Origin of the sequence: Vibrio sp. 10N.261.55.A10 (genome assembly GCF_041470825.1) — a bacterium.
In the GTDB taxonomy this organism is placed as follows: Bacteria; Pseudomonadota; Gammaproteobacteria; order Enterobacterales; family Vibrionaceae; genus Vibrio; species Vibrio crassostreae_C.
Map to the genome: position 1 here is coordinate 17,955 of NZ_JBFRNC010000045.1, position 18,082 is coordinate 36,036.

General features: G+C 45.5%; 18 protein-coding genes. 7 read left to right on the forward strand and 11 right to left on the reverse strand.

Annotated elements, in window-relative coordinates:
* Positions 1-29 precede the first annotated feature (29 nt).
* The gene (upp, locus tag AB4274_RS14265) at positions 30-656 is read right to left on the reverse strand and encodes a uracil phosphoribosyltransferase (protein ID WP_017060716.1); all 627 of its coding nucleotides are present in this window, start codon (positions 654-656) and stop codon (positions 30-32) included.
* 169 nt (positions 657-825) lie between these two features.
* Here upp and purM point away from each other — a divergent pair, with 169 nt between their 5' ends.
* Complete coding sequence (purM, locus tag AB4274_RS14270) at positions 826-1,866, forward strand: phosphoribosylformylglycinamidine cyclo-ligase (protein WP_008222945.1); 1,041 nt, start codon at positions 826-828, stop codon at positions 1,864-1,866.
* 132 nt (positions 1,867-1,998) lie between these two features.
* A complete protein-coding gene (purN, locus tag AB4274_RS14275; protein WP_372112393.1) occupies positions 1,999-2,673 on the forward strand; it encodes a phosphoribosylglycinamide formyltransferase in 675 nt (224 codons plus the stop codon).
* A gap of 120 nt (positions 2,674-2,793) precedes the next feature.
* On the opposite strand, the gene AB4274_RS14280 is transcribed toward purN, so the two are convergent.
* Both AB4274_RS14280 and lpcA read right to left on the reverse strand, forming a co-directional pair.
* Positions 2,794-3,639: a class II glutamine amidotransferase gene (locus tag AB4274_RS14280; RefSeq protein ID WP_372112394.1), complete on the reverse strand. Its 846-nt coding sequence runs from the start codon at positions 3,637-3,639 to the stop codon at positions 2,794-2,796.
* Positions 3,640-3,706: 67 nt separating this feature from the next.
* Complete coding sequence (gene lpcA, locus AB4274_RS14285; protein ID WP_017063379.1) at positions 3,707-4,282, reverse strand: D-sedoheptulose 7-phosphate isomerase; 576 nt, start codon at positions 4,280-4,282, stop codon at positions 3,707-3,709.
* Between the two features lie 329 nt (positions 4,283-4,611).
* Between lpcA and fadE the strand changes: the two genes are divergently transcribed.
* Positions 4,612-7,077 (forward strand): acyl-CoA dehydrogenase FadE, encoded by a 2,466-nt coding sequence (fadE, locus tag AB4274_RS14290; protein WP_029235127.1) that lies wholly within the window; start codon positions 4,612-4,614, stop codon positions 7,075-7,077.
* Between the two features lie 128 nt (positions 7,078-7,205).
* On the opposite strand, the gene AB4274_RS14295 is transcribed toward fadE, so the two are convergent.
* Positions 7,206-8,453 (reverse strand): TIGR03503 family protein, encoded by a 1,248-nt coding sequence (locus AB4274_RS14295; protein ID WP_372112396.1) that lies wholly within the window; start codon positions 8,451-8,453, stop codon positions 7,206-7,208.
* Positions 8,454-8,462: 9 nt separating this feature from the next.
* A complete protein-coding gene (gene dnaQ / locus AB4274_RS14300; RefSeq protein ID WP_017060722.1) occupies positions 8,463-9,230 on the reverse strand; it encodes a DNA polymerase III subunit epsilon in 768 nt (255 codons plus the stop codon).
* A gap of 56 nt (positions 9,231-9,286) precedes the next feature.
* Between dnaQ and rnhA the strand changes: the two genes are divergently transcribed.
* The gene (gene rnhA / locus AB4274_RS14305; RefSeq protein ID WP_017060723.1) at positions 9,287-9,751 is read left to right on the forward strand and encodes a ribonuclease HI; all 465 of its coding nucleotides are present in this window, start codon (positions 9,287-9,289) and stop codon (positions 9,749-9,751) included.
* Positions 9,752-9,849: 98 nt separating this feature from the next.
* On the opposite strand, the gene AB4274_RS14310 is transcribed toward rnhA, so the two are convergent.
* Positions 9,850-10,632, reverse strand: a complete 783-nt coding sequence (locus AB4274_RS14310; RefSeq protein ID WP_017060724.1) for a class I SAM-dependent methyltransferase — start codon at positions 10,630-10,632, stop codon at positions 9,850-9,852.
* Between the two features lie 53 nt (positions 10,633-10,685).
* Between AB4274_RS14310 and gloB the strand changes: the two genes are divergently transcribed.
* From gloB to AB4274_RS14325, 3 genes are all read left to right on the forward strand, one after another.
* Entirely contained in the window at positions 10,686-11,444 is a 759-nt protein-coding gene (gloB, locus tag AB4274_RS14315; protein ID WP_372112398.1) for a hydroxyacylglutathione hydrolase, read from the forward strand.
* A gap of 70 nt (positions 11,445-11,514) precedes the next feature.
* Positions 11,515-13,089: a LysM peptidoglycan-binding domain-containing protein gene (locus tag AB4274_RS14320; RefSeq protein ID WP_372112400.1), complete on the forward strand. Its 1,575-nt coding sequence runs from the start codon at positions 11,515-11,517 to the stop codon at positions 13,087-13,089.
* Positions 13,086-13,772 (forward strand): YIP1 family protein, encoded by a 687-nt coding sequence (locus AB4274_RS14325; RefSeq protein ID WP_017060727.1) that lies wholly within the window; start codon positions 13,086-13,088, stop codon positions 13,770-13,772. The genes AB4274_RS14320 and AB4274_RS14325 overlap by 4 nt, the downstream gene beginning before the upstream one ends.
* A 106-nt stretch (positions 13,773-13,878) precedes the next feature.
* Here AB4274_RS14325 and AB4274_RS14330 read toward each other — a convergent pair whose 3' ends face one another.
* From AB4274_RS14330 to accA, 5 genes are all read right to left on the reverse strand, one after another.
* The gene (locus AB4274_RS14330; RefSeq protein ID WP_372112402.1) at positions 13,879-14,721 is read right to left on the reverse strand and encodes an endonuclease/exonuclease/phosphatase family protein; all 843 of its coding nucleotides are present in this window, start codon (positions 14,719-14,721) and stop codon (positions 13,879-13,881) included.
* Between the two features lie 61 nt (positions 14,722-14,782).
* Positions 14,783-15,121 (reverse strand): nitrogen regulatory protein P-II, encoded by a 339-nt coding sequence (gene glnB / locus AB4274_RS14335; RefSeq protein ID WP_017063373.1) that lies wholly within the window; start codon positions 15,119-15,121, stop codon positions 14,783-14,785.
* 130 nt (positions 15,122-15,251) lie between these two features.
* Positions 15,252-15,575 (reverse strand): cytochrome c, encoded by a 324-nt coding sequence (locus AB4274_RS14340; protein WP_170791809.1) that lies wholly within the window; start codon positions 15,573-15,575, stop codon positions 15,252-15,254.
* Positions 15,576-15,621: 46 nt separating this feature from the next.
* Positions 15,622-16,956, reverse strand: a complete 1,335-nt coding sequence (gene tilS, locus AB4274_RS14345) for a tRNA lysidine(34) synthetase TilS (RefSeq protein WP_372098325.1) — start codon at positions 16,954-16,956, stop codon at positions 15,622-15,624.
* Positions 16,957-17,080: 124 nt separating this feature from the next.
* Complete coding sequence (accA, locus tag AB4274_RS14350; protein ID WP_017060731.1) at positions 17,081-18,040, reverse strand: acetyl-CoA carboxylase carboxyl transferase subunit alpha; 960 nt, start codon at positions 18,038-18,040, stop codon at positions 17,081-17,083.
* Between the last annotated feature and the right edge of the window lie 42 nt (positions 18,041-18,082).

Genomic DNA, 18,082 nt, shown 5'->3' on the forward strand with positions numbered 1-18,082 from the left:
TGTTTAGAGTCACTTAAGCTGAAACCGAATTACTTAGTACCGAAGATCTTATCGCCAGCATCGCCAAGACCAGGAACAATGTAGCCCTTGTCGTTTAGCTTCTCATCGATTGCAGCCGTGTAAAGCTCAACATCTGGGTGCGCTTTTTCTAGAGCAGCGATACCTTCAGGAGCAGCAACAAGCACAAGAATCTTAAAGTGCTTACAACCTTTCTCTTTCATCAGGTCGATAGTCGCGATCATAGAACCACCTGTCGCAAGCATTGGGTCTACCACTAGAGCAATACGCTCATCGATGTTAGATGCAAGCTTGTTGAAGTATGGTACTGGCTCAAGTGTTTCTTCGTCACGGTAGATACCAACAACGCTGATACGTGCACTTGGGATGTGCTCAAGAACGCCGTCCATCATGCCTAGACCAGCACGTAGGATTGGCACTACCGTTACTTTTTTACCTTTAATTTGGTCAACTTCTACTGGACCGTTCCAACCGTTAATCGTCACACGCTCAGTTTCAAAGTCTGATGTCGCTTCGTATGTTAGAAGGCTACCCACTTCTGTCGCTAGCTCACGAAAACGCTTAGTGCTAATCTCACCTTCACGCATCAGGCCAATTTTATGTTTTACTAGCGGGTGTTTCACTTCAACAACTTTCATTTCCAACTCCGGCAATATTTAAACAAACCTGTAGATTATACACGAACTCTAAGGTTATTTCAGAATCTTTATTCTAATAAAAAAAACCGCGCAAACGTTTGCTCTTCATATTCAAGCCCTGTTAGAATAGCGCCGTTTTCACATCCAACTTAAGTTCGAGGACTATCCCGTGAGTGGTAATACTTCTTCTCTAAGCTACAAAGACGCTGGTGTTGATATCGACGCAGGTAATGCACTAGTAGACCGTATTAAAGGTGCTGTTAAACGCACTCGTCGCCCTGAAGTAATGGGCGGTATTGGTGGCTTTGGCGCCCTATGTGAACTTCCAACGAAATACAAAGAGCCAGTACTTGTTTCAGGTACTGATGGTGTTGGTACTAAACTTCGCCTTGCTTTGGATCTGAAAAAACACGACACCATTGGTATCGACCTAGTGGCAATGTGTGTGAACGACCTAATCGTTCAAGGTGGTGAGCCTCTATTCTTCCTAGACTACTACGCAACAGGTAAGCTAGATGTAGACACAGCAGCAGACGTTGTTTCTGGCATCGCTGAAGGTTGTGTTCAAGCTGGTTGTGCACTTATCGGTGGTGAAACTGCTGAAATGCCAGGCATGTACGAAGGCGACGACTACGATGTAGCTGGCTTCTGTGTTGGTGTTGTAGAAAAAGCGGACATCATTGACGGCACTAAAGTAGCAGCAGGCGACGCACTTATCGCTGTTGGCTCAAGTGGTCCACACTCAAACGGTTACTCTTTAATTCGTAAAGTCCTAGAAGTTTCTGGTGCTGATAAGAGTGAAGAACTAGAAGGTCGCACTATCGGTGAGCACCTACTAGAACCAACTAAGATTTACATCAAATCGGCACTTAAGATGATTGCAGAGCATGACATTCATGCTATCTCACACATCACAGGTGGTGGTTTCTGGGAAAACATCCCACGCGTACTTCCTGAAGGTACTAAAGCAGTCATTGATGGCAAGAGCTGGGAATGGCCTGCTATCTTCAACTGGCTACAAGAGAAAGGTAACGTGGAGACATTCGAAATGTACCGCACTTTCAACTGTGGTGTAGGCCTAGTTGTTGCTCTACCTAAAGATCAAGCAGACGCTGCTGTTGAACTACTGAAAGCTGAAGGCGAAAACGCTTGGGTTATCGGTGAGATCGCAAACGCTGAAGCTGGCGAAGAGCAAGTTGAAATTAAATAAGTGATACGCTCACTTACTTAGTTAATCAATGAGGACCTAATGGTCCTCATTTTGCTATTTAGCCCGCAGAAAACCTTAGTTTATGTAGGTACATTGTAAACAATTCAGTTAATCAATCGTATGACCCACTCTATGAAAAACAATCACTCAAATAAAACCAGTCACTCTCAGAAAAACATCGTTGTGTTAGTTTCAGGAAGCGGAAGTAACTTACAGGCTATTTTAGATGCCTGCGATAGCGATATGATTGATGCATCGATTAAAGCTGTCTTCTCAAACAAAGCAGAGGCTTTTGGATTAGAACGAGCGAAAACCGCAGGTGTTGACGCTCATTCAGTGAATCCAAAAGACTTTGGTTCACGTGAAGAGTTTGACCATGAATTGATGGTTCAGATCGATGCTTACCAGCCAGATTTAATCGTACTCGCTGGCTACATGCGAATCCTGAGTTCAGAGTTTGTTCGTCACTATGCAGGGAAAATGGTCAACATCCACCCTTCTCTGTTGCCGAAATACCCAGGCCTACACACCCACCAGCGTGCCATTGATGCGCAAGACAAAGAACACGGTACTAGCGTCCACTTTGTTACCGAGGAGCTCGATGGCGGCCCTGTGATCTTGCAAGCTAAGGTGCCGGTATTTGAAGATGATGATGCTGATATGTTGGCAAGCCGAGTGCTGACTCAAGAACACTGCATTTACCCTATGGTCTGCAAGTGGTTCGCGGAAGACCGTTTATCAATGGTCAATGGACAGGCTGTGTTAGACGGTAAAGCATTAGGTAAACACGGTTACGCAGAAGAGTAATTCGTCAAACGACTCTCAGACAACAAATTGCTGAAAAACAAAAAGGCCGCTTACTGACTGGTTAGTGCAGTAAGCGGCCTTTTTTATACGGTTCAAATAATACTATTCGGGATACTTAGCTCAGCTCAATGGTTCAGTTGGCGCTTGGCTTGCTACCTTCTTCGGCGCATAAGCGACATCTTCCAACGCTTGATGGTTATTGCCAATCAGCTCACCAAAATGAAACAGCGCATATTCGCCCGGCTTCATTCTAAACCACTCTTCATTGTCCGTAAGAGGTTGAGTTGCTACCACCGTCACCACATCATTTGGCGTAGTCTCTTCTTGGAAGTTTATCTCAACATCTTCATCAATCAGGCTCGCATTACCAAAAGGTGCGCGTCTGGTTATCCAGTACAAATGGTTAGTACAGTAAGTCATCACATACTCACCATCACTCAATAACATGTTAAATACGCCTTTCTCGCGTAGCTTGTCACAACACTCAGCCACGAAACGAAACATGCCTTCCATGTCTTGAGGTGGTTCAGGAAAACGTTCTTCTAGTTGTTTCAGTAGCCAACAAAAAGAGAGCTCACTGTCCGTTTCGCCGACAGGTCTAAAACGCCCACTCACCAGATCATCGTAATCTGATAATTGACCATTGTGAGCAAAGGTCCAATATCGCCCCCAAAGCTCACGGGTAAAAGGGTGTGTATTTTCTAGATTAACGCCACCACGGTTGGCTTGACGGATATGACTGACAACAGCTTGGCTTTTAATTGGGTAGTTTTGAACCAACTCAGCGATCTTAGATTCACAGCTCGGATTCGGATCTTTGAAGGTACGAAAACCCTTTCCCTCATAAAAGGTAATACCCCAGCCATCACGATGCGGGCCAGTGTTGCCTCCACGCTGCATAAGACCAGTAAAGCTAAAACAAATATCAGTTGGCACATTCGCGCTCATACCGAGCAATTCACACATGGTTTAATCTACTCCCTATTAAAACCAATGGAGCCAAAAAGCTGGGCTCCAAATGTCTGTAAAACTATTATTCCATCTCTTTTTCGACAAGCTGAATCACAATGTGGATGATCTTAATGTGAATCTCTTGGATGCGATCTGCGTAGCCAAAGTGTGGTACTCGGATTTCGATATCCGCACAACCCGCCATTTTACCGCCATCTTTACCCGTCAATGCAATCGTCTTCATGCCTTTCGCTTGAGCCGCTTCAATCGCTTTTAGAATATTGGCAGAGTTACCTGAAGTCGACAGACCGAACAACACATCACCTTTACGACCCACCGCTTCTACATAGCGAGAAAACACGTGGTCGTAGCCAAAATCATTACTCACACAAGATAAGTGGCTAGGGTCTGAAATCGCAATGCCAGCGTAGCCCGGGCGATTTTCACGGTATCGGCCTGTTAGCTCTTCCGCGAAGTGCATCGCATCACAGTGTGAGCCACCGTTACCACAAGAAAGCACTTTGCCTTCTTGTTTGAATGAGTCAGCAATCAGTTTTGCAGCCGCTTCAATTTGAGCAATGTTGTGATCATCACTCAAGAACTTGTTAAGAACGTCAGCAGCTTCGTTCAATTCACTTTTGATTAGGTCTTGGTACATAAGGCTTATCTCTTATATTTTTTTTACGCAACTTAAGGTACGTGAAATGAGAGCTGAGGGTTTTTCCCTCTTTTACCTGAGTTTACCCACAAACATGAAATAGTGTCGACACTTAAGCCCAAAGATTGCCACCTTAATTAACTTGTCGTTGTAAATCCGTCCAAATATTCGCCACCAACCTCTCACAATTAGAATTTTAACTCTATTGAGATCACTTTTTACTCACCTTGGAGTTTTACAAATATTTAATATTTTGTTTACACTTAACTGGTTAGACCTCTTACCTAAAACTTAATAACAATAAGTGATCTCTGAAAAGGAAATCGATCATGAACATATTGCTCTCCCTACTCGGCATGACCGCCATCTTAGGCGTCTGTCTTTACCATAGAGTTAGTCTGGTACGTGCATTAGTTGTATTAACCGGCGCAATGGTAGCATTAACACTGCTTGGCGGCGTGGCTGTTACCGGCTGGCTTTGCTATCTATTAGCCGTTGCGATCTTTGCTGTACCGACCATTCGTCAGACACTGATCAGCCAAAAAGCACTCTCTTTATTTAAGAAAGTTCTACCGGCGATGTCTCAGACAGAAAAAGAAGCACTAGAAGCCGGCACAGTATGGTGGGAAGCAGAGCTGTTCAAAGGCAAACCTGAATGGAAGAAACTTCAGAACATTGCTGACCCGAAACTCTCTGAAGCTGAGCAAGCGTTTTTAGATGGTCCAGTAAATATCGTGTGTGAAATGGTCAATGATTACCAAGTCACTCATGAGCTTGCTGATTTGCCACCAGAAGTATGGCAATACCTGAAAGACCATAAATTCTTCGCCATGATCATCAAGAAAAAATACGGCGGCTTAGAGTTCTCAGCTTACGCTCAATCTTTGGTTCTACAGAAGCTAACAGGCGTTTCTAGTGTATTGTCATCGACAGTTGGCGTACCTAACTCATTAGGCCCTGGTGAGCTTTTACAACACTACGGTACAGAAGAACAAAGAAACCACTACCTGCCTCGCCTAGCGGAAGGTAAAGAGATCCCTTGTTTCGCACTAACTAGCCCAGAAGCTGGCTCAGACGCTGGCTCTATTCCAGATTACGGTGTGGTTTGTAAAGGCGACTGGCAAGGCGAAGAAGTACTCGGCATGCGCCTAACTTGGAACAAGCGTTACATCACTCTCGCGCCTGTCGCGACGGTATTAGGCTTAGCTTTTAAACTTCGTGACCCGGATGGCCTGCTTGGTGATCAAAAAGATCTTGGTATCACTTGTGCGCTTATCCCAACGGATTTAAAAGGCGTAGAGATTGGCAACCGCCACTTCCCACTAAACGTACCTTTCCAAAATGGCCCGACGCAAGGCGACGATATCTTCGTGCCTATCGATTTCATCATTGGCGGTCAGAAAATGGCCGGTCAAGGCTGGCGTATGCTGGTTGAGTGCCTGTCGGTTGGTCGTGGTATCACACTGCCTTCAAATTCAACTGGTGGCATCAAGTCTGCCGCGCTTGCAACTGGCGCTTACGCTCGTATCCGCCGTCAGTTCAAACAGCCTATTGGCCGCATGGAAGGGGTTGAAGAGCCACTTGCACGCCTTGCAGGTAACGCTTATGTAATGGACGCTGCAAGTAACCTAACCGTTGCGGGCATCGACCTTGGTGAAAAGCCTTCGGTTATCTCTGCAATCGTTAAGTACCACTGTACTCACCGTGGCCAGCGCAGCATCATTGATGCGATGGATATCGTCGGTGGTAAAGGCATTTGTTTAGGCCCATCGAACTTCCTAGCTCGTGGCTACCAAGGCTCGCCTATCGCGATTACGGTTGAAGGCGCAAACATCCTGACTCGTTCAATGATCATCTATGGTCAAGGTGCGATTCGCTGTCACCCTTACGTACTGAACGAAATGGAAGCGGCTTATTCTGAAAGCAGCGATGCGCTTGATAAGTTTGATTCAGCGTTAGCAGGGCACGTTAGCTTTACGATGAGCAACCTAGTCCGCAGCTTGTGGTTTGGTTTAACCGATGGTCGTGGTTCTGATGCGCCAACACCTTCAAATAAAACAGATAAACAGACACAGCGTTACTACCAACAGCTAAACCGCTACAGTGCAAACCTAGCGCTACTGTCTGATATTTCAATGGCAGTTCTAGGCGGATCACTGAAGCGTAGAGAACGTTTATCAGCAAGACTGGGTGATATCTTAAGTCAACTTTACCTCGGTTCAGCAACGTTGAAGCGCTTTGAAAGTGAAGGCAGCCACGCTGAAGATCTACCGTTAGTACATTGGGGGATGCAAGATAGCTTACGTCAGACTGAAGTGGCGATTGATGAATTCTTAGCGAACTTCCCTAACCCTGTGATTGGTCGTCTGCTTCGTGTTGTGCTAATGCCATTTGGTCGTATCCGTCGTGCTCCAAACGACAAGCTCGATAGCAAAGTTGCGCACATTCTACAAACACCAAGCGAAACACGCTCTCGTATAGGTCGCGGCCAATACCTAGAAGCGACGGAATACAACCCAGTAGGTAAGATTGAAAAAGCGCTAGAAGTGATTCTTCAAGCTGAACCTCTGTTCGACAAAGTCTGCAAAGAGACACATCAAAAACGTGCCTTCTTACGACTTGATCTTGTTGCTCAGTTGGGACTTGAGAAAGGTATCTTAACGCAAGACGAAGCAAATCTTCTGATTAGCGCTGAGGAACATAGACTGTACACGATTAACGTGGATGACTTCTCACCAGAGGAGCTTGCAGCAAAATCTCAGTACCCAGACCAATCGATTGATAACGTCGCTTAAGGCCAGAAAAAGAAACAAAAACGGGACTACTATGAGTCCCGTTTTTTTGTTCATGATTTCGTTGCCACAAATTCCAATGCTTTATCTAGCAGCTTATTCTCTCTAGACAATCTAATCATCTAAGCGAGTTACTTGGGCGCCTTGAGCTGCATCTCAGGTAACGCTTTTTTCTTCGCCTTGACCTTACGAACCACAAACCAAATCAATAAGCCCAATAGAATAGCGACCACATTACCCACCGCAATAATGATCATACTGCGCTGTCTGTCATCTTCACGTTTTTGAAGGATCATCAACTCTGTTGCGATACGCTTCTGTTCAGCAAGAGCTTCTTCTTGAAGACGTCGTGACTCTGCTAAGTCGATATCTTCAACAACGCTGTACGACTGCTCGGTAATTGGAAAAATCAGCGGGCGCTGACTTGAAGCATCAGTGGCATAAACCATCCCTGACCAATTATAAATTCCTAAATCGCCATTATAAGGCACCTCTAAAGCGACTTTCATTGCGTCGACTTCAGCTTGCCCCTGCTTGTACATCACATATTCATCAGGAGCCTTGTGCTCAACATGAACCGCTAACGAGCTCGGTGCGATCATCCCCTGTTCACCAGACACCACAATAGTATGAGGTAAACCCTCTTTTCGTGATTGAATGAAAGTGCTAGTGATCGGTGTTGGGTAAACCAAGACTTCTTGCTCTTGCGCTCGCAGGAACACGCCATTACCAGAGGTAATACGCGCTCGGTATTTACCGGGCTCGATATCAATTGGCAAAGAGACAGTGAACACACCATCTCCGGCCTTTTCATCAAGATCAGCGCCATCATCGGCAAACTCGCCCATCACAACCGGCACCGGGCGCGCTTCTCTCACCAAAGACTCTTCGTTTTCAACAAACTTAGTAAAGGTAACCTTAAGCTTCACGCGATCGAGAAAATCGCGCAGCACCAGCGGCTTGCCATCAGAAGTCAGTCGAGCGGTAAATTTGATGCGCTCTGTTTGATACAACTTATCTGAGAACTCATTAGCATCCAAAACAAGATGAGACAGCAGCTTGATATTGTTCTTAGGGGAAACTTTACCTATCGCTTGCCAAGGGCCGGGCATCGGATTGTCGATAGAGATAATGTCCATGGACGATTCTTCGTACCAACGGACATTATCAGCATTGCGCCAAGAGTAGTATTTCTTGCCATCAGGGCGAACCAAAACGACAGGTTTAGAGTTATCGGCTCGATAAATCACAAAGGTGACTTGTTCAATACTGGGATCAACTCTAAAACGGTTGTCCAATAAACTCATAACGGATTCTGTTGCTGCATGTAAGCCAAAACTTAACAGCAATAAGCAACCGGTAGCCAATACCCTTAACATACTTTCTCCCTACTGACGCCAGAGGCAGCTTCCGCTTTTCTCGACGAGATCTAAACGACTTTGATGCGCTTCTACTTCATCGGCCGTAGCTCGTAAAACCTTTAGGGATTTTCGACCACTTTCTACTCTTCGTATGCTTTCGGCTTCGCCTTCCTGTTGACCAGCGTTAAATTGCAGCGAAGTTTGACCACCCGTCATCAATAAGTAGACGTCGGCTAGGATCTCCGCATCGAGCAATGCGCCGTGGAGAGTACGGTGCGAGTTATCGATACCGTAACGGTCACATAAGATATCTAGGTTGTTTCTTTTACCTGGGAATATCTTCTTCGCCATTGCCAAGGTATCGGTAACTTTACAGTAGTCATCCGTTTTACCTATCGCTGGGTTGAGCTTCTCAAACTCATAGTCCATGAAGCCCGTATCGAAGGGCGCGTTATGAGCCACCAGCTCCGCACCTTTGATAAAGTCGAGAAACTCTTTATGAATGTCTTGGTATTCAGGCTTATCAATCAAGAATTCATCGGTAATACCGTGAACGCCAATCGCCTCTTCTTGAATCGCACGATCGGGCTTGATGTAGACGTGGAAATGACGCCCGGTCAGCCTACGGTTGATGATCTCTACTGCACCAATTTCAACGATGCGGTGACCCATATAGTGAGGGCCACCTTCTGTATTCATACCGGTGGTTTCGGTATCGAGTACAACAATGCGCTTATTTTCGTTCGAACTGTTTTTTTCGTTCGTGCTTTGTTCTGGAGTGCTACTGGTATTCATAAGGATAACTGTGTCAGACTATGCCGATAATGTGCTTGAGGTAATAGTATCAAATCATGACGAAACAAGTTGAAATTTTCACTGATGGTTCTTGTTTAGGCAACCCTGGTCCCGGCGGCTATGGCATCGTACTTCGCTACAAAAAAGTCGAGAAGACGCTAGCAGAAGGTTTCACGCTAACAACCAATAACCGTATGGAAATGCTCGCCGCTGTCGTTGCTCTCCAAGCCCTCAAAGAACCTTGCTCTGTGATTCTGACCACAGATAGCCAATACGTGCGTCAAGGCATCACACAGTGGATTCATAACTGGAAAAAGCGTGACTGGAAAACAGCCGACAAGAAACCGGTTAAAAATGCCGATCTGTGGCAAAGGCTCGATAAAGAAACCGCTCGCCATAGCGTTGATTGGCGCTGGGTAAAAGGACACGCGGGACACAGAGAAAACGAAATGTGTGATGATTTAGCGCGAAATGCAGCGGAGAATCCGACTCTAGAAGATACGGGCTATCAACCAAGCTAATCGTCTTTTTAATTAGACGCACATTTCAGAAAGCGATTTATAATTTCTTAAACTAATTGACAATTTCTCAATCGAATTGATAGATGAAAAGCCGACAACTAATCGGCTTTTTCTGTTTTTAGCGGATATGACGCTTTGGCTGAATCCATTGTACGGCGCGTATTGGTTCTAAAACTTGCCCCAACAGGCGAGAAACGTCGCTTAAGGTGCCAATGTGGTTTGATGGGTTTTAGCGGGTAAGTACGCTTACGAGCAACAATAAAGTATTGGCTTCCGGCGAAGGATGCACAACCACCTAAGCTGTTCTCCAACCACGTCCACATCGCTTGATACTTACTCATCGGAAACAGCGCGTAGGTGTCACAATGAATTACTTCATAGTTAAGTACACCTAACCAGTCTTTAATTCGACTTGGCGTGTACATACGCCCACTCCAAGGCAAGCTGTTCTTTCGCCAAGGCATCAAACTGGCAAGCCCAGTGACACTGATTGGGTTGAAGCCCGTGATAATGATATAGCCATCGTCCATCATCACTCGATCGACTTCTCTCAATAAGCGATGCGGGTCATTGCTATAATCTAGCTGATGACTCAGTACTACAACATCAAAGCTTTTCTCCAAAAAGGGTAAATTATAGCCATCCGCTATCACATTATGTAATGGGTTCTGGATATCTAGGTTTACTTGATGTTGAATGTTGCATGTGCAGCTAGAAATCTCACTACTGAGGCCACCGAGCTTGAGCATATGGTAACCAAATAGCTTTGGGCACCACTCATCGAGTCGAGTTTGAATAGATTCTCTCAACCAGTCCCCATTGTGCAATTGCGCCCAAGTGTAAGGACGTTCAAACTTCTTTCTGCTACGTGCTGGCTTCATCAATAATCTGTCTCACTTATTCTGTCGCACTAATAGTGACTGGAGAACCAATAATGTTACATATCAAAAGCATACCTGCATTTAACGACAATTACATCTGGCTGATTCAAAATAGCGATCGCCGTTGTGCTGTCGTCGACCCTGGTGATGCGGCTCCAGTATTAGAGTACTTGGCACACCATGAGCTAACTTTAGATGCAATCTTGATTACACACCACCACCACGATCACATTGGTGGTGTTCCAGAACTCGTTAGACAATTTCCCGGCGTGGATGTTGTCGGTCCAAGGAATGAACCTATCCCTACCTTAACTCATCCGGTCGATGATGGTGATCAATTAGAACTGTTTGGCGAAGTATTCCTCGTCCTAGGGCTCAGTGGCCATACTGCGGGTCATATTGGTTATGTGGGCGATGCCAAACTGTTTTGTGGTGATGTGTTGTTCTCTGCGGGCTGTGGCCGAATCATGGAAGGCACACCACAACAGATGCTCGATGCACTGAATAAGATCACGGCTCTGCCTCAAGAAACCGAAGTTTATTGTGCACATGAGTACACTGCAGCCAATATCGCTTTCGCATTAGCCGTAGAGCCTGATAACCAACATTTGCAGCAATATCGCGACCAAGTGAACCGACTTCGCGCTCAAAATAAGTCGACCATCCCCACAAATTTGAGACAAGAGAAGTTTGTGAACCCCTTCCTGCGCTATACCGAGCCAAGTGTAGTGAAATCAGTGTCTAATCGCACCGAGCAGACCGATCCTTTATCGGTATTCACCGCTTTACGTGCGTGGAAGAACGAATTTTAACAAATACAGACTTGTCACTCATAGGGGGTGGCAAGTATTATCATCGGCCGTTAATTAAAAAGGCTGTAACATGCGAGTTAAGTACAGCTGGGCTTTGGTATTACTACTTTCTGGTTGCCAATTAACTCAGTCAGAGAATCCAGACCAAGCTTCCGAGCAAACCAACACATCTCCTACTAAAGAAGTTTCTCAAGCGAACGTTTCATCAGAAGCAACAGCCAAAGAAGATCAAAAAGTTGAAGCACCTGTCGTTACTCCACAAACACAAGAAGATGTTTGGAAACGCATTGCGATGCAACTTGAAATGGAAGTGCCAGACCAAAAGAAGGTCGACTACTACCGAACTTGGTATCTCAAGCACCCGAGTCATCTAAAAACAGTATCAAAGCGTGCTGAACCTTTCTTGTATCTGATCACGACTAAGATTGAAGAAAAAGGCTTACCACTAGAATTGGCACTACTACCCGTTGTAGAAAGCTCTTTCGATGCGTTTGCCTACTCTCATGGCAGTGCTGCTGGTCTATGGCAATTCATTTCAGGCACTGGCAAAGACTACGGGCTTGAACAGAACTTTTGGTATGACGGCCGCCGCGATGTTGCCGCCTCTACCGACGCCGCATTGGACTTCCTCTCAGATCTTAACCGACGTTTCGATGGCGACTGGAATCATGCGATTGCTGCCTATAACAGTGGTGGTGGTCGAGTAAACAGCGCAATCCGCAAGAACAAGAAGCTTGGCAAGCCAATCGACTTTTTCTCTTTGGACTTACCAAAAGAGACCAGCAGCTATGTACCTAAACTGCTTGCTCTAGCAGATGTCATTGCCAACCAAGAAAAGTATGGCATCGATATTCCGGCGATCCCGAATAAGCCAGTGCTGACTCTGGTTAACCCTGAAGAACAGCTTGATTTAGCCATTGCTGCGAACTACGCAGGCATTCCTGTCAAAGAACTTCAAGGTTACAACCCGGCTTACAACCAATGGGCAACGGCACCAGAGAAACACCAACAACTATTACTTCCTTTAGATTCAGTTGAGAAATTCAACAAAGAAGTCGCTGCCAATAAAGGCAAAGGCATGAAGTTGGTGCGTTACAAGGTTCAATCTGGTGACAGCATTAGCGTACTGGCAGGCAAATATAACACCACCAGCAAAGTGATCCGCTCTGCGAACGGTTTGAGCAACAACAATATTCGTATTGGCCAGCACTTACTTATCCCAACATCCACCAAAGACGACAAGACATACGCCCTAAGCGCTTCAAATCGCCTAGCAAGCACACAGTCAAAGAGTCGTGGTCAATATAAGCTTAGCCATACTGTAAGAAGTGGGGACAGCCTATGGACGATTGCACGCGCAAATAAGGTCTCTCATCAATCACTGGCTAAGTGGAATGGCATGGGACCACGCGACACGCTTAGAGTTGGTCAAGAACTGGTCATTTGGAAAAATGGCTCAGACGGCGCCATCATCCGTACGATCTTTTATAACGTAAGATCAGGTGACACAGTCAGCGGTATTGCATCAAAGTTCAAAGTAAAAAGTACAGATGTTGTAAAATGGAACACTTTGCAGAACAAAAAATACCTACAGCCAGGACAAAAACTGAAGCTGTATGTTGATGTAACTAAGGTAAGTGTATGAACCCGTCAAGTAACCCACTCGTCATGCTGTTGGATATATTCCGTTCACCAACAGCTTGTTTCTTAGCGCTTTATCAACGAAGTGCTTGGGGATGGCAACCCTACGTCGTATTAATGCTCAGCCCATTTTTGTTTTGGGGTGCTTATTTTTCGAATGTAGATTTTGCCTGGTTAAGTGCAGAGCTATCGCAGCAACTGGCTCAAACGAACCCTGACCAATTGGCGTTACTTGACAGCAATACCTTACTCGCAAGTGAAATCATCAGCGACGTATTTGGCCGAACATTAACCATCGTTCTATTGGCATTCTGGTTTAACCTAGCAACCAAGCCAAGCCAACATCAGCACAGCTTTTGGCGATGGTTTGCAGCGGCATCTGTTGTTATATTCCCAGCTGTTTTAGGTGATGTAGCAAGCTACGCAAGCCTGATACTCAAGCATGGACATGTGATGAACTACGCTGCCGACTTGAACAGCTTAAATGGCTTGATCAAGTTACCGTTAACCAATGATTGGTCGCAGTTTGCTAGCTCATTACCACTGCTTCTGCCATGGTACATCGTGCTAGGTTATGCTGCGGTATTAACGTGGACTGAGTTTGAACGCGGGCAAGCGCTTGTGATTTCAGGCTTACCATGGGTTGGCTACTACCTAATCTGGGCGCTCTACATTTTAATCTTTTAAGTTGAAGAGATAAGGCTAGCGAAAACTCTCTAGCCTAATGTTCCGTTAGATTTCCCAAGGTAACCACCGTGCGAATGGTTAAGTTCCAATGACTAATAGCTAATCACTATTTAGCCTTAAAGGTCACTCGCATAGGGTTATGATCAGAAGCGTCCGTAATGGGCGCTTTTGCTTTTTCTACCAATAGCCCTCGATAAAACACGTGGTCGAGCACCAGTCCTGTAATGAACTGAGTTCTGTTATCTGGCTCAAAGGCAACTTCCGTCAAACCAACCTTCTCCAACGCATCTTTCAATACAGCAAAGCGAGCTTCACTCCAGCTATTAAAGTCCCCAGCAAAAATAACCGGCCCACGATACTTTTGCAGATTGTCAGTTAAGCTCCTGAGCTGAGCCTCGTAATCTTCCGTACCAAAGGTAAAGTTCACAGCGTGGATATTAATCATAGCCAGCTCTTCGCCATTGCTTAGTTGGTAACGCGACCAAAGCGCAGATTTAGGTAGTTGAAGCCAAGGTTCTTCATGAGTATAAGCACACGCTTCAATCGGCAAATGAGTTGCTAGGTTGAGTACCCCAGCACTTTGCTCAAAGGCCTCAAACGCATTAACACGTGTGCTTCCCCACTGGCCGCTCGTTACCCATTGGCGAAGTCCTTCTGTCATACTCGCTTCTTGCAGCAAGACTAAATCGCTACCTGCCGACAGCTTATTTAACTCACTCTGCCAATTATTTCGGTTTTGCTTGTAGATATTCCACACCGTAATGTCTAAGCCATCAGACACATCAATCGCTTTCGGTGCAGAGTTTTGGTAGCAACTGTAGATGTCGTTACTGGTACTTTGAGAGGAAGTGATTAGATTGGGTTTATTCGGGATCACGAAGATAAAATGAAAACTAACGACAGCAAGCGTTATCAATAACGTGATAACAATGATGGTTTTCTTAAACATACAACACCCTACCAGAAATGAAAAAGGAGCGATAAACGCTCCTTTTAGGGTAATAGTTTTTTTATACGGCGTCTTCGTCTTCTTCGCCAGTACGAATACGTACCACACGTTCAACTTCAGTAATGAAGATCTTACCGTCACCAATTTTACCTGTTTGAGCCGTCTCGATGATGGTATCAACACATTGGTCAGCCACTTCGTCGGTCACAACGATTTCTAGTTTCACTTTAGGTAAAAAGTCGACCATGTACTCTGCGCCGCGGTATAGCTCAGTATGACCTTTTTGACGTCCAAAGCCTTTAACTTCAGATACTGTCATCCCCGTAATACCCACTTCTGCAAGTGCTTCACGTACATCATCAAGTTTGAATGGCTTGATAATGGCTTCAATCTTTTTCATGTTCATCCCTTAAACTGTGCGAATGGCTCATTATCGGTTAGCTATAGTAAACATTCAATGAAAAAAGCCAGAGCTTTAAAGCTCTGGCTCGAAATTTATCATCTTGTTTAATCAGCGCTTTGAGAAGGTTTTACTTAAGGCTTGCGTAGTAAGCGGCTAGATTCGCGATGTCTTCATCACTCAGCATTGAAGCTTGAGCCTGCATTACAGCGGCCAAACCGCCGGTGCGCTGGCCATTCTTATAGGCCTTAATTGATGAAGCGATGTATTGCTCGTTTTGACCTTTAAGGTTTGGATAGCCAGGGATCACTGCGATACCGTCTGCACCATGACATGCCGCACAGATTGCTGCTTTAGCTTGACCCGCAGCAACATCAGCCGCCAGAGCGTTACCACTCAATAGTCCAAATCCAAGAACTAATCCTAGTGTAATTTTCTTCATTGCATATTCCATTAATTATTTTTATTAAAGTGACGGTGAATTGTGACATAAACTTTTTCTACTTGCTCCAAAGCGCTTCACAATCTTGACCTTCGTAGTTTTTATCTACGAATAAGCCTAAAACAGCGATCACTCGATCGCCATCCATTAATATCGGCGTTCTGCGTCTTAACCAACTGGGTACTTGGTACTCTTGAAACAACTTCTTAAGCTTCCTGCTATGACCGCGCCCAACAGGGTGTGCTGACAATCCCTCAGGGTTAAATATCACTCGCAGTGTTCCTCTCGTTGTGTTGAGACTAAAATGTTGCGCATCACAGTGGTTAGATACACCATCACTCGCCGCTGAAGTTAAGTGTAGTTCCCCTAAACCGTCAGGCAAAACTAAGCTCTCTTCCATCGAGATATCACTTTGCCAGTTCGACAAGTCTTTGGTCTCTTTGACGACATAGAGCTGATGATTAAAACGTCTAACCTCAACCTCATTCAACACCAGCTTAGGGTTGGCGTCTGCCTGAGCACATGCCACCTCATCCCATATAAGTTTGAGCTGCTTTTGGCTCGGCATCGGTTGATTACAGCGGCTCAGCCACATTCTTAATAAGCGTGCACGCAGTAAATCAGAGTGCTGAGATAATACCTCAATACTTAAGCTGTGCTTCTCAGTCAAAGCTTGTTGTAAGTGAGATTCTAACAACTCATCCAACAGTAACTCTTGCTCTGCACATAGCTGAGCACTACGACTGACCGATTCTCGAAAACTAGGCCAACGCTCGGTCAGTGTCGGAGTGACTTGATGACGAATAAAATTACGGTCAAAGCGAACGTCTTGATTACTCTCATCTTCTATCCAAGTTAAAGCCATATCGCGCGCCGCCCCTTCAATATCCGTTCTCGTCACCGACAGCAGTGGGCGAACGATATGAGCACCTGAAAATGGCATCACTTTCGCCATTGAAGAGAGCCCTTTCGGACCACTGCCACGCTTAAGAGCTAACAAGAAGGTCTCGACTTGGTCATCGATGTGCTGGCCTGTCACTAACACATCACCTTGTCTAATATGCTTTTTAAGGGCTTGGTATCGCGCGTCTCGAGCCAGCTTTTCAACGCTTTCTCCACGGCTAATATCTAGCGAGACTCGTTCAATGAACAAGGATACCGACACAGCATCACACCATGTTTTGCACTGCTCTGCCCAATAATCAGCATTGTTGCTTAAGCCGTGGTGAACATGTACCGCACAGCAATCGATGTGATGGGACTTAGCGAATTGGGCAGCCAACTCCAACAACACTCGTGAATCGACACCACCACTGAAAGCGACGATCAACCGACAAGGCTTAAGCGCGCTTTGATCAAGTACAGATGTGAAGGTATCAATTAAGTGTGTCATGAGGCTAATAAACCAAGAGATCGTGTGTTAAGGGATAATGTTTTAATAATAAAAAAGGGTTGGCACTGAGTCCAACCCTTTCATCATTTGTTCGTATAGCTAGCCTTATCGCTAAGGCAAGTTATCAGCAGTAGCCGTAGCTCATTAGACGCTGGTAACGACGCTCAAGCAGCGTTTCGTTATCAAACTGCTCTAGCTCTTCTAGCTGTTTAACTAACATGTCTTTCATGTTTTGAGCGGTTTGTGCAGGGTCGCGGTGCGCGCCACCTAGAGGCTCAGGAATGATTTCGTCGATAAGCTCAAGCTCTTTAAGACGAGGAGCAATCAGGCCCATCGCTTCAGCTGCTTGTGGTGCTTTATCTGAATCGCGCCATAAGATTGAAGCACAACCTTCTGGAGAGATTACTGAGTACGTAGAGTACTGAAGCATGTTCACGTAGTCACCAACACCAATCGCTAGTGCGCCACCAGAACCGCCTTCACCCACAACGTTACAGATAACAGGAACTGAAAGGCCAGCCATCACTTTTAGGTTTTTAGCGATAGCTTCAGATTGACCACGCTCTTCAGCACCAACACCTGGGTATGCGCCCGCTGTGTCGATGAAAGTAATAATAGGCATGTTGAAACGCTCAGCAGTTTCCATTAGACGTAGCGCCTTACGGTAACCTTCTGGCTTTGGCATACCAAAGTTACGGATCACTTTCTCTTTAGTCTCACGACCTTTCTGGTGACCAATAACCATAACAGGACGGCCATTTAGACGAGCCATACCACCCACAATAGCTTTGTCGTCAGCGTAAGCGCGATCGCCCGCCATCTCTTCAAACTCTGTGAATGCATGCTCCAGGTAATCTTTGGTGTAAGGACGTTGAGGGTGACGAGCAAGTTGAGCTACCTGCCATGCACCTAAGTCACTAAAGATTTTCTGTTTAAGCTCTAAGCTTTTTTTCTCTAGTTGTTCGATTTCTTTGTCTAGATCTACCGCTGTGTCACCACCGTGACGCGAAACGTCACGTAGCGCTTCGATTTTTGCTTCAAGTTCAGCGATAGGCTTTTCAAATTCTAGAAAGTTCAGGCTCATCTATGAATCCTTGTTGATTCAGCTCCGCATTCGCGAAGCTAA